The organism is Jiangella rhizosphaerae, from assembly GCF_003579925.1.
Classification (GTDB): Bacteria; Actinomycetota; Actinomycetes; order Jiangellales; family Jiangellaceae; genus Jiangella; species Jiangella rhizosphaerae.
Genome location: NZ_QUAL01000400.1, coordinates 1 through 12,002, shown reverse-complemented (window position 1 = coordinate 12,002; position 12,002 = coordinate 1). Strand labels below are relative to the sequence as shown.

Sequence of the window (12,002 nt, the reverse complement as noted above, 5' to 3'; positions counted from 1 at the left end):
CGCCGAGGGCCGCGCGCCCGCCGAGGGCCGCGCGCCTGCCGAGGGCGCTGCCGCCAGCCTGGCGCTGGCCGCCCCCGCCGTCACGTCCGCCGTCGTGCCGGTGGTGCGTGAGCAGCGGTTCCTGGCCGACGGCTCGGTGCATGTGCGCGAGACCCAGGGCGAGCCGCGGTTCCCGACCGCGGAGTGGAGCGAGGCCGACGACGCCGCCACCCCCGGCACCGTCCTGCTCGACGAGACCGTCCCCACCGGCGACCTCTCCCCGGCCTACCCGCGGCAGCTGGCCGCCGACCCCGCCGCGCTGCGCGATCAGCTGCTGGCCGTCTGGCCACAGGCCGACGACACGGCGGCGGCGCTGTTCCAAGCGCTGCACGAGGTCGCCTCGACCCGCGTGCTGGACGCGTCGGTCCAGGCCGCGGCGCTGACCATGCTCGCCCAGGAACCCGGCGTCGTGGCACTCGGCGAGACCACCGACCGTCGCGGCCGCACGGCCGTCGCGTTCGGCACCGACAGCGACGACTCCGGCCTCGACCGCCGCCACGTGCTCATGCTCGATCCCGGGACGGGACGCCTGCTGGGCTACGAGGAGGTGCTCACCGGCGACACCGGCGGACTGGACGTCGAGGCGCCGGCGGTCACGACGTACACCGTCTTCTTCTGACGCGCCAACGCTCCGCCGGTGACGACGGAGCTGGTGCGGGCAGGTGACGGGGTACGGTCCCCGCCCGGCTGGGAGGGAGTGCCCACCCTACGGGCGGGCACCGACACTCTCGCCGTCGCAACGCCCGCCGCACCGGGGCCGGGGCAGGCCGGCCGTGGTCAGGCGCTGGAGCAGGTCCAGTAGCTCATCCGGTTGTCGGCGCTGGAGCCGACGTAGGAGTCGCTGGTGCCCGGCGTCATGGTCCACAGCCGGGTGCCGCCGACGTAGTCGTAGGCGTGGTAGTTCCGGCTGGAGTTGCGGTTGACCCACGACGACGCGTTGTTGTCGAAGCCCCACGAGCTGGCGTAGCCCGAGCACGTGCTGGAGAACTGGTACCGGGCGCCGTCGAAGTTGGACGCTGTGTAGAAGCAGTAGTAACCCGACGGGCAGGTCGAGGCGCTCCCCCGGGCCTCGACGCCGCCGGAGGCCTGCCAGGGGTCGGCCAGCTCCGTCACGCCGAGCGCCTCGACGACGTCGGACCGGAGGCCGTCGCCCAGACCGGCCGGCGCCGCCTCCTCGCCCGGGCTCGGCCAGACCACGATGACCTCGCCGCCGCCCCAGGCCATGGCGTTGTCCGAGAGCTGGACGCCGCCCGGCTGCTGCTCGAGCGCGGCGGTCATCTCGGCCGCGAGCGGGCCGGCGGGCTCCGCCTCGCCGGTGACGGCGCCGCCGTACGCACCGCCCGCCGCCACCAGGACCGTCGTGGCGACCCCCGCGAGGGTGGCCAGCAGCCGTCGTCGCACCATCGGCGCCTCCCAGCTCTCGTGTCTTCTCCGGCGCGCCGCACGGCGACCACCGCGCTCACGCGTTCCGCCGCGTTCCGTAGGCTGAGCCCATGACCGACGAGCGACGAGCATGGGGCTTCGGCTTGGCCACCATAGCCGCGGATGGAACGATCTTGGATGTTTGGTACCCATCGCCAGCTCTCGGCAAACCGCCCATCTCCTCCGATGACGCCCTCATCGAGCTGCGCGACCTCGAGGGCGAGGACCGCGACCGCGCGGTCCGCCGGGCCGTCGTCGAGACGGTCGCCGACCTCGACGCGCCGCCCGCCGACGCCGCCGACGCCTACCTCCGGCTACACCTGCTCTCGCACCGGCTGGTCGCACCGCACGGGCAGAACCTCGACGGCCTGTTCGGCGTGCTGAACAACGTCGTGTGGACCAACCACGGCCCCTGCATGGTCGAGGGCTTCGAGCGGACCCGCCTGCGGCTGCTGCGCCGCGGGTCGGTCACGGTGTACGGCATCGACAAGTTCCCGCGCATGGTCGACTACGTCGTGCCGTCCGGTGTGCGCATCGCCGACGCCGACCGCGTCCGGCTCGGCGCCCACCTGGCCGCCGGCACCACTGTCATGCACGAGGGTTTCGTGAACTTCAACGCCGGCACGCTCGGCTCGTCCATGGTCGAGGGGCGCATCTCGTCCGGCGTGGTGGTCGGCGACGGCTCCGACGTCGGCGGCGGCGCGTCGATCATGGGGACGCTGTCCGGCGGCGGCAAGGAGGTCATCACCGTCGGCCAGGGCTGCCTCATCGGCGCCAACGCGGGCATCGGCATCTCGCTCGGCGACGGCTGCGTCGTCGAGGCCGGCTGCTACGTCACCGCGGGCACGAAGGTCGGGCTGCCCGACGGCCGCGTCGTCAAGGCGGCGGAGCTGTCCGGGCGCGACGGCCTGCTGTTCCGCCGCAACAGCGTCACCGGCGCGGTCGAGGCGCTGGCCCGGTCGGGCGACTGGGGCGGGCTGAACGCCGCCCTGCACGCCAACTAGCGGCCCGACCGCCCGGAACCACCCAGCCGGCCACGGACGTTCTCACGGTCAAATGAGTCGTGCTGCCCGCCTGACGGCCACCATCGGAACCCTGCTCGCCCTCGGCGGGTGCCTCGCCGCGCTGCTCATCTGGTGGGTGGGCGGCGACGGCGGCCCGCTGCAGCGCCGCAACGACTGCCGGGCCACCGTCGACGGCCGTACGGTCGCGCTGTCGCCCGAGCAGGCCCGGCACGCCGCCACCATCGCCGCCGTCGCGATCGACCGCGGCCTGCCGGCGCGCGCCGTCACCATCGCCCTGGCGACGGCGTACCAGGAGTCCGACATCTACAACATCGACTACGGCGACCGCGACTCCCTCGGACTGTTCCAGCAGCGGCCGTCGCAGGGCTGGGGCACGCCCGAGCAGGTACAGGACCCCGTCTACGCCGCGGGCGCCTTCTACGACGCGCTCGTGCGCATCCCGAACTACCGCGACCTCGAGATCACCGTCGCCGCCCAGGAGGTGCAGCGCAGCGCCTTCCCCGACGCCTACGCCGACCACGAGGACGACGCCCGGGTGCTGGCGTCGGCGCTCACCGGCAACTCCGAGGCGGCGTTCTCCTGCGCGTTCGAGCCGGTCGGCCACGCGGTGCAGGCCGAGGGCGAGGACGGCCTCACCGACCGCGCCCGCGCCGTCCGCGACGAGCTGGCCAGCACATTCGACGGCCTCGACATCGGCGGGTTCCAGCCCGGTGGCGTCGATTCCGGCCACATCGAGGGATCCGCGCACTACGACGGCCGGGCGCTGGACGTCATGTTCCAGCCGCACGACGACGCCGACGTGAACCGCCGCGGCTGGGCGGTGGCCCAATGGGCGGTCGCAAACGCCCAGGAACTGGGCATAGCGACCGTCATCTACGACGACAGGATATGGTCGGCGCGCCGGTCCGACGAAGGTTGGCGCGAGTACACCCACCCGTCCGGTGACACCACCGACGTCACCCTCCGCCACCTGGACCACGTCCACATCGACGTCGCCGAAGGGTCGTGAGCATGACGGGCAGTCCGGGCGGGGTCGTCTCGACGCCGCACACGCTGAGCACGCGCGCCGGCGTCCAGATCCTGCAGGCCGGCGGCAACGCCGTCGACGCCGCCATCGCCGCATGCGCCGTGCAGGGCGTGGTGGCGCCGGAGACCTGCGGCATCGGCGGCGACCTGTTCGCGCTGGTGCACCGCCCGGGCGAGACCGCCCCGCTGGCGCTGAACGCGTCCGGCCGCGCCGGGTCCGGCGTCGACGCGGCGGCACTGCGCGCGGCGGGGCACGAAGAGATCCCGCGCAGCCACCCGGCCGCGGTCCCCGTGCCGGGCTGCGTCGACGGGTGGGCCGAGCTGTCGTCGCGGCTGGGCCAGCTGAGCCTGGCGCCGGTGCTGGAACCGGCCATCCGGCTGGCCGAGGACGGCTTCCCGGCCAACGACGAGCTGGTGGCGGCGTTCCGGTCGTCCGCTGCTGCGCTGGCCGGGGTGGAGGCCGCGGCGCCCATGGTGGCGGCCTCCCGCGGCTCGACCGTCGTGCGTGCGCAGCTCGCGGCGACGCTGCGGCTGGTCGCCGACGGCGGCCGCGAAGCGTTCTACGAGGGCGCGCCCGGCCGCGCGATCAGCGCCGCCGTCGACGGCGTCATCACCTCCGACGACCTGCGGCGCGGCCAGGCCGACTGGGTCGACCCGCTGTCCGTGGACGTGTGGGGCGCCACCGGCTGGACCGTCCCGCCGAACTCGCAGGGCTACCTCGGCATCGGCGGCTGCGCCGTGCTGGAACGACTCGGCTGGGCCGACGACCCCGGCGACCCGCAGTCCTGGCACCTGCAGATCGAGGCGCAGCGGGCGCTGGCCGCCGAGCGCGACGACGTCGCCGTCGACCCCTCGCGGGTGCCGGTCGCGCTCGACCGCCTGCTCGACCCCGCCCGGCTGGACGCCGTCGCCGCCTCCGTCGATCCCGCCGCCGCCCGCGACCGGCACGCGCCCGCCCTGGCCGCCGGAGGCACGGCGTACCTGTGCGTCGTCGACGGCTCCGGGATGGGCGTGTCGCTGATCCAGTCGAACTTCCACGGCATCGGCTCGCTGCTCGGCGCCGGGTCGGCCGGCTTCCTGCTGCAGGACCGCGGCCGCGGGTTCTCGCTGATCCCCGGGCATCCGGGCGAGCTCGCGCCCGGCCGCCGGCCGCTGCACACGCTCTCGCCCACGCTGTGGACCCGCGGCGACCGGCTGGCGATGGTCCTCGGCACCCGCGGCGGTCACGTCCAGCCGCAGCTGGTCCAGCAGGTCGCCGCGTTCGTCCTGGGCGCCGGGCTGGACCCGGACGAGGCCCAGGCACGGCCGCGCTGGACGATCGAGCCGCCGTCGGGCCCCACCGGCGCTCCGGCGCCGTCCGGCTCCCGCGTGCGGGTCGAGCCCGACGTCTCCGCCCGGGTCGTCGACGGCCTGCGCCGTCGCGGGCACGAGGTCATCCCCGCCGACGGGCCGCAGTCCGGCTGGGGCCCGGTCTCGGTCATCCAGGTCGACGACGCCACCGGGTGGCGGCTCTCCGCCCGCGATCCGCGCGTCGCCACAACGGCGGTCGCGACGGCCTGACCGGCTGGTTTCCCTTTGTGACGTGGGTTGGGCTCCCCGTCCCCCTGCTGCCCCATTCTCTTGCCGCGCAACCGCGCCTCAAGTCCGCGCGCGCGGTGGTCGGGCTTCACTGTGGTCGGGGCGCTTGGACTTGACCCGCGGTTGCGCGGCCAAGAACGGGCAGCTATCTGGGGGACGGGGAGGATCTGGGCACGCCTCGGCGTTGGCGTGCCCGTTTCGCGCCCTTTGTCGAGCCCTGGATCGCCATGATCATCGGCGATCGCCGACATCACGAGGATTCCGCGAGCATCACCATGACTGTAGGCGTGTTGAGGCTGGGGTAATCCTCGTGATGGCCCCCCGAATCACGGTGAAAATCTCACCAGGTGGACGCCCGACGACACCAACGCCACACCGTAACGGGGCCAACGCACTCGGCGTCGTCGCCGCTCTTCCCCCGTCCCCCTGATAGCTGCCCGTTCTTTGCCGCGTGCGCGCGGGTCAAGCGGTCATCGCCGGCGCGAAGCGCCCAATAGTCCGCTTGAGGCGCGCGTGCGCGGCCAAGACAATCGGGCAGCAGGGGGACGGCCAACGTCAGGAAGGACCGGCGGTCCGACTCGAACAGTCCCTCCTCCGCGTGGGGCTCCGACGTCGGTGGGGCCCTCGCGGTCGACGGTCGCTAAGTTGGGGATCATGACCACGCCCACCCCGCCACCTCCCCCGCCCCCGTCGCAGGGCGGCGGCTCGCGCACCGCCGTCTGGCAGGTTGCCACGGCCGTCGCGCTGGCCGTCGGGCTGGTGCTCGCCGGCGTCACGTACCTGGTCATGGACCAGCGGGTCGACGACCTGCGGGCCGAGCGAGACGCCGCCCGCGAGGAGCTGGCCGCGGCGCAGGAGGAGCCGGAGTCCTCGGGCCTGGGCGGCCTCGAGGATCTGCTCGGCGAGGGCGGGCTCGAGGGGCTGCTCGGCGGTGAGGGCGGCGGCCTGGAGGACCTTCTCGGCGATCTCGGCGGCATGGGCGACCTCGACCCGATCCTGCTCGAGTGCCTCGGGTCCGGCGGGCTCGGCCTCGGGGGCGGCGGCGACTCGATCCCGGACGCCGACGTCGAGACGCAGGTCGCCGCCATCGCCCGGCTGGTCGAGGAGGAGCGCGGACTGCCCGCCGGCGACGACGTCGACATCGAGTTCGTCAGCCTCGACGAGGTGCAGCGCCGGGCGGTCGAGCTCACCCGCGACGAGCTCGACCCCGAACGGGCGGCCGTCGACTCCCGGCTGCTGGCCGCGCTGGGCGCCGTCGAGCCCGGCACCGACCTCGCGCAGGCCCAGCTCGACGCGCTCGACGCCGGCGTCGGCGGCTTCTACGACCCCGAGACGCGGCAGCTGGTCATCGGCTCGGAGGAGATGGACGGCCTCGGCGCGCTGATCACGGCGCACGAGCTGGTGCACGCGCAGGCCGACGCCGCCATGGGGCTGCCCGACCAGGAGGCCATCGCCGCCGAGTCGGGGTCCGACGCCGCGTACGCCGCGCTCAACGCCATCGAGGGCGACGCCTCGCTGTACAGCCAGCAGTTCGTCGGCCGGCACCTGCCGCTGGACCAGCTCCTCGAGCTGCAGTCGGCGTCGGGGCAGACGTCAGCCGACCTCGACGCCCTGCCGCACTTCGTCGCCCGTCAGCTGGAGTTCCCGTACGTCGAGGGCATGACGTTCACCTGTGACGTGTTCCTCGACGGCGGCTGGGAGGGCGTCGACTCCACCTACACCGACGTGCCGGCGACGACCGCGCAGATCCTCTTCCCGGACCGCTACTACGCGATGGAGGACGCCGTCGACGTCCGCGACCCGGCGGGCCCCGGCGGCGCCTGGCAGGAACTGCGCTCGGACACCTTCGGCGCCGCCGACCTGCTGTTCCTGCTCGAGGCTCCCGGCGACGACGAGTCCGCCGCGCTGTCCGACCCGAAGGACCGCGTCGCGGCTTGGGCCGGCGGCGAGGTCACCGTCTGGGGCGACGGCGACCGCACGGCCTTGGCGCTGATGCTCGCCGACCGCGGCGGCGACGGCGCCACACCGCTGTGCGACACCGTCACCGAGTTCTACACCGCCGCCTTCCCCGACGCCGAGGTCTCCGAGGACGGCGGCCGGACGGTCTTCACCGGCGCCGGCCAGTCGGCCGTCGTCGCCTGCTCCGGCTCCGAGGTGGCGCTGGGCATCGGCCCCGACGCGGCGACCGCGACGGCCGCCATCAGCTGACGCGCTCCGGAATGATCACGTTCAGCACGCGATTCCCTGTGTCACGAGGCTTGCAGCCCTCGTGACGTGGGGGATGTCCTCGTGATGCACCGGCCGCCGGCATCACCAGGATCTCGCGTGGATCACGCGGGCTGCAGGCCTGGTGTGGCACGGGATCAGGTGGTGAACGTGATCATTCCCGGTCGGTCAGGCGGTGAGCCGCTTGGCGGCGGCGTCGACGCGCTCGTCGGTCGCCGTCAGGGCGATGCGGACGTGCGAGCCGCCGGCGGCGCCGTAGAACGCGCCCGGCGCGGCGAGGATGCCGCGGTCGGCCAGCCAGCCGACGGTGTCCCAGCACGGTTGGTCGCGGGTCGCCCACAGGTACAGGCCGGCCGTCGAGTGGTCGATGCGGAAGCCGGCCTCGGCCAGCGCCGCCCGGAGCACGTCGCGCCGGCGAGCGTACCGCGACCGCTGCTCCTCGACGTGGGCGTCGTCGTCGAGGGCGGCCGTCATGGCGGCCTGCACCGGCGTCGGCACCATGAGGCCGGCGTGCTTGCGCACCTCGAGGACCTGACGGATCAGCGCGGGGTCGCCGGCGACGAACCCGGCGCGGTAGCCGGCCAGGTTGGACCGCTTGGACAGCGAATGCACGGCCAGCAGGCCGTCGAGCGAGCCACCGTTGACGGCCGGGTCGAGGATGGAGACCGGCCGCTCCTCCCAGCCCAGCTCGAGATAGCACTCGTCGGAGGCGACGACGGCGCCGCGCTCGCGCGCCCAGTCGACCACCTTGGCCAGATGCGCGGCGGGCAGCACGCGCCCGTGCGGGTTGGCCGGCGAGTTCACCCAGATGAGGCCGACCCGGCGGGGGCCGAGGGCGGTGACGGAGTCGCTGGCGACGGGGTCGGCCCCGGCCAGCCGGGCGCCGATGTCGTACGTCGGGTAGGCCAGCTCGGGGAACACGACGGCATCGCCGGGACCCAGGCCGAGCAGCGTCGGCAGCCAGGCCACCAGCTCCTTCGAGCCGATGCTCGGGATGACCGCGCCGGGGTCGAGGGCGACGGCGCCGGCCCGGCGGGCGAGCCAGCGCACGGCCGCCTCGCGCAGCGCGGGCGTGCCCACGGTCGTCGGGTAGCCCGGGGCGTCCGCCGCCGCGGCCAGCGCGTGACGGACGACCTCGGGCGTGGGGTCGACCGGCGTGCCGACCGAGAGGTCGACGATGCCGTCGGGGTGCGCCGCCGCCCGCTCGGAGTACGGGACGAGGGCGTCCCAGGGAAAGTCGGGCAGCTGCGGCCGCCGCGGTGGCACGCCCGGTGGCCTGCTCAATGCCCCTCGTGCTCCTGCGGGGGCAGCGCCGCGATCAGCGCGTGGTCCTTGTCGATGGCGCCGAGCTTCGCCGCGCCACCGGGCGAGCCGAGGTCGTCGAAGAACTCCGCGTTGGCCTGCGTGTAGTCCTTCCACTCGCCGGGCACGTCGTCTTCGTAGAAGATGGCCTCGACGGGGCAGACCGGCTCGCACGCACCGCAGTCGACGCACTCATCCGGGTGGATGTAGAGCATCCGCTCGCCCTCGTAGATGCAGTCGACCGGACACTCCTCGACGCAGGCGAGGTCCTTGAGGTCGACGCAAGGCTGCGCGATGACGTACGTCACGGCGGTGTCCTCCTATCGCAAGCCCACCCGGCACACACCGGTTCGGCTACTCAGTCGTGCTCAGCCCTAGTATCGCGTTGCCCGTCTTCCATCGTGCACCAAGGTCAGCCTATGAGACAGCCCAGCACGAATCGCGACGCGTCCGCCCTGGTCGGGCGGCGTGTCGTGGTCCGGTACCGCCTTCACGGCGAGGAGTTCGGCGCCACCGACGTCCTCGGCGTGCTCGAGTCGACCACGGGCGGCGAGCTGCGGGTGCGGCCCTCGCGCGGCGGCGACGCCGTCGTCGTGCCGGCGGGCGACATCATCGTCGTCAAGGAGGTCCCGGAGCTGACGGTGACCCGCCGCGACGTCCGCGACCTCGAAAGCGCCGCGCTGCACGGCTGGCGGGCCCTGGAGACGGAGTGGACCGGCGGGTGGCTGCTGCGGGCCGCCCGCGGGTTCACCGGACGGGCCAACTCGTGCCTGCCGCTCGACGACCCCGCGCGGCCGCTGCGCGACGCCGTCGAGCTCGTGGAGCGGTGGTACCGGGAGCGCGAACTGGTGCCGGCGTTCCAGGTGCCCGAGCCGCTCGGCCGGGCGCTCGGACCGATCCTGGACGCGCGCGGCTGGCCGGCCGCGGAGGACCGCACGTTCGTCATGGTCGCGCCGGTATCCGTCGTACGGGGCGCGGAACGGCCTGGGCTGCCGCCGGTCCGCGTTGACGACCGGCCCGACGACGACTGGCTGGCCGGCTACCACTACCGCGGCGGCGAACTGCCCGCGCACGCCGTCGACGTGCTCGTGAACGCCGCCACCGTCGGTTTCGCCTCGGTGGACGACGACGGCGCGCGGGTCGCCATCGCGCGGGGTGCGGTCAGCGACGCGCCGAGCGGGCGACGCTGGCTCGGTGTGACGGCCGTCGAGGTGGCGCCGTCGGCCCGGCGGCGCGGACTGGGCGGTCACATCGTCGCCGGGCTGGCGGAGTGGGCCGAACGGTTCGGCGCCACCGACGTGTACCTGCAGGTCGCCGAGCCGAACGAGCCGGCCCGCGCGACGTACCGCAAGGCCGGCTTCGCCGAACACCACGCCTACCACTACCGCCGGCTGCGCTGAGCCGGCGGTAGTGGCGAGCGTCAGTTGTCGCCCTCGCCGCCCTCGTTGCCGTTGCCCTCGTCCTCGCCGGGGTCGGGCCCGCAGATGACCCGGTGGTTCGGGTTGTAGGTCCACGGGTCGGCCTCGTCCTTAACGAGCGTGCCCTCGGGGTCCCACACCTGCCGGTAGGACGTGATGTCGAAGCCCTGGCTGCCGCCCTGTGCCTGGCAGTTGTCCGAGGTGTCGTAGATGGTCTGCGGCGAGGTGAAGTTGGAGCGCTCGGACACCGACGTCTCGACGCGGTAGTACTCGGTGCTCCAGATCTTCACGTTGAGCGTGCCCTGGTTGCCGGGCGTGCTCGGGGTGAAGCTGGTGTCGACGACGACGCCGTACGGGGTGTCGTTGGCAAAGCGCATGTCCTTCGCGCCCCAGGCGACGGTGGCCTCCTGGCCGACCGGATAGCGGTCGAAGTAGATCGAGTGCGGCCAGTGCTCGACGTCCTCGAGACCGGCCAGGAACGCCGCGTGGAACGTCGTCGTCGCCACCTGCGACACGCCGCCGCCCAGCGACTCCTCCAGCCGGCCGCCGTTGATGATGGTGCCGGCGGTGAAGCCGTTGGCCTCGGTGCGCTCGCCCACGATGCCGTTGAGGCTGAACTCCTCGCCGGGCAGCAGCAGCGTGTTGTCGATGCGCTCGGCCGCGGTGCCGATGTTGACGTTGCGGTACTCGGCGTGCGGGAAGCGCGTCGTGAACTCGGCCACGACCTCGGTGACGCCCAGCTCCTCGGCGGCCGCCGTCGTCAGCTCCGGGTCGACCTCGGTGAGCTCGACGGCGGCCTGCCGCGCGTCGCCCTCGGCGGTCAGCACCGGCAGCAGCGCCGCGCTCAGCGTCTCGGGCGCGATGCCCATGCCGCGCTCGGCCGGCACGACGACCGGCTCGCCACCCTCGATGGTGATGGTGGCGTCGCGGCCCTCCTGGCCGACCTCGGCCAGCAGGTCGCGGGCGACCTCCGTCAGCTTGGCGCCGTCGAGCGCGGGCTGCAGCGTGCCGGCGTCGTCGGGCGCCATGGTGAGCGCCTGGCCGACCAACTCCGGCGGCAGTTCGACGCTCTCTTCCCCCGCCACGACCGTCACGGGCGCCGACATCGCCGGCTCGGCGAACTCGGCGACGGCGCGCTGCACCTCCTCGGCGCTGACCGCGGGCTGCACCTCGTCGATGGCGAGCTGAACGTCGCCGATGGGCAAGCGCGACTCCGCGCCGAAGAACGCGCCTTCGAGTCGCTCGATGGTGGCGTCGACGTTCACCGCGCGGCCGGTCTGCGGCTCGCTGGTCACGACCTCACCGCCGTCGAACGCGACGGCGCCGTTGACCGGCTCGATGTCGGCCTGCGCGGCGATCTCGGTGAGCGTGGCCTCGAGTGCGGCGCGGTCGACGGACGGAACCGGCGTGGTCTCACCGCCGCCGAGCAGCGCCTCGAAGAGCGAGACCGGGTTCGCGCTGCCGCCCGGGATCTCGTCGATCGTCGCCGGCACGTCGACCGTCAGGCCGGCGGTCGACGGGACGATCTCGAACGACGTCTCCTCGTCGCCGATGGTCAGGTGGAACGGCTGGTCGACGAGCGCAGGCAGCTGCTCCTCGAGCGTCGCCCGCGCCTCGTCGCGCGTCATGCCGCCGACCTCGATGCCCGCGACCGTCGCGCCGCGCGCCAGCGAGCCGCCGGCGACGGCGTAGGCGACGCCGTAGCCGATGCCCAGCACCACGACCACCCCGGCGACGACGAGCGCCGCCACCTTGGCCTTGCTGCGGCCGCCCGAGTTCGTGCCCTCGTCGGAGCCGCCGTCGCCGCCGCCGTCGCCACTGCCGCCGTTGCCGCCGCGCTTCGGCGAGTCGAGGAGGGCGGCCGCGGTGGCCTGTCCGAAGGAGCGCTGCTGCTGCCGCCGCGAGGCGCGGCCCGCCGCATCGGCGGGAACCTGGCCGTCGCCCGGCTCGGCGGGCGCCGCGCCTG

The 12,002-nt window shown here is 74.0% G+C and carries 9 protein-coding genes and 1 pseudogene; 6 read left to right on the top strand and 4 right to left on the bottom strand.

Annotated elements, in window-relative coordinates:
• Positions 1-658: pseudogene (locus DY240_RS32540) on the top strand (hypothetical protein); the annotation flags it as partial.
• A 158-nt stretch (positions 659-816) separates the two neighbouring features.
• Here DY240_RS32540 and DY240_RS27000 read toward each other — a convergent pair.
• Complete coding sequence (locus DY240_RS27000) at positions 817-1,443, bottom strand: peptidase inhibitor family I36 protein (protein ID WP_119662764.1); 627 nt, start codon at positions 1,441-1,443, stop codon at positions 817-819.
• 89 nt (positions 1,444-1,532) lie between these two features.
• Between DY240_RS27000 and dapD the strand changes: the two genes are divergently transcribed.
• The 4 genes from dapD to DY240_RS26980 all read left to right on the top strand — a co-directional run bounded on the left by dapD (position 1,533) and on the right by DY240_RS26980 (position 7,298).
• Positions 1,533-2,465 (top strand): 2,3,4,5-tetrahydropyridine-2,6-dicarboxylate N-succinyltransferase, encoded by a 933-nt coding sequence (dapD, locus tag DY240_RS26995; protein WP_119662763.1) that lies wholly within the window; start codon positions 1,533-1,535, stop codon positions 2,463-2,465.
• A gap of 52 nt (positions 2,466-2,517) precedes the next feature.
• Positions 2,518-3,495: a hypothetical protein gene (locus DY240_RS26990; protein ID WP_199702556.1), complete on the top strand. Its 978-nt coding sequence runs from the start codon at positions 2,518-2,520 to the stop codon at positions 3,493-3,495.
• Positions 3,496-3,497: 2 nt separating this feature from the next.
• Positions 3,498-5,072 (top strand): gamma-glutamyltransferase family protein, encoded by a 1,575-nt coding sequence (locus tag DY240_RS26985; RefSeq protein WP_119662762.1) that lies wholly within the window; start codon positions 3,498-3,500, stop codon positions 5,070-5,072.
• A 672-nt stretch (positions 5,073-5,744) separates the two neighbouring features.
• The gene (locus tag DY240_RS26980; RefSeq protein WP_119662761.1) at positions 5,745-7,298 is read left to right on the top strand and encodes a hypothetical protein; all 1,554 of its coding nucleotides are present in this window, start codon (positions 5,745-5,747) and stop codon (positions 7,296-7,298) included.
• Positions 7,299-7,484: 186 nt separating this feature from the next.
• Here DY240_RS26980 and dapC read toward each other — a convergent pair whose 3' ends face one another.
• Both dapC and fdxA read right to left on the bottom strand, forming a co-directional pair.
• Complete coding sequence (dapC, locus tag DY240_RS26975) at positions 7,485-8,600, bottom strand: succinyldiaminopimelate transaminase (RefSeq protein WP_325049314.1); 1,116 nt, start codon at positions 8,598-8,600, stop codon at positions 7,485-7,487.
• A complete protein-coding gene (fdxA, locus tag DY240_RS26970) occupies positions 8,597-8,926 on the bottom strand; it encodes a ferredoxin (RefSeq protein ID WP_119662760.1) in 330 nt (109 codons plus the stop codon). Before fdxA ends, dapC begins: the two co-directional genes overlap by 4 nt.
• A 111-nt stretch (positions 8,927-9,037) precedes the next feature.
• On the opposite strand from fdxA, the gene DY240_RS26965 reads away from it, so the two are divergent.
• Positions 9,038-10,018: a GNAT family N-acetyltransferase gene (locus DY240_RS26965; protein ID WP_119662759.1), complete on the top strand. Its 981-nt coding sequence runs from the start codon at positions 9,038-9,040 to the stop codon at positions 10,016-10,018.
• A gap of 20 nt (positions 10,019-10,038) precedes the next feature.
• Here the strand turns inward: DY240_RS26965 and DY240_RS26960 are convergent.
• Positions 10,039-12,002 (bottom strand): VanW family protein (locus DY240_RS26960; RefSeq protein WP_119662758.1); only part of this gene is annotated, 1,964 nt, incomplete at its 5' end.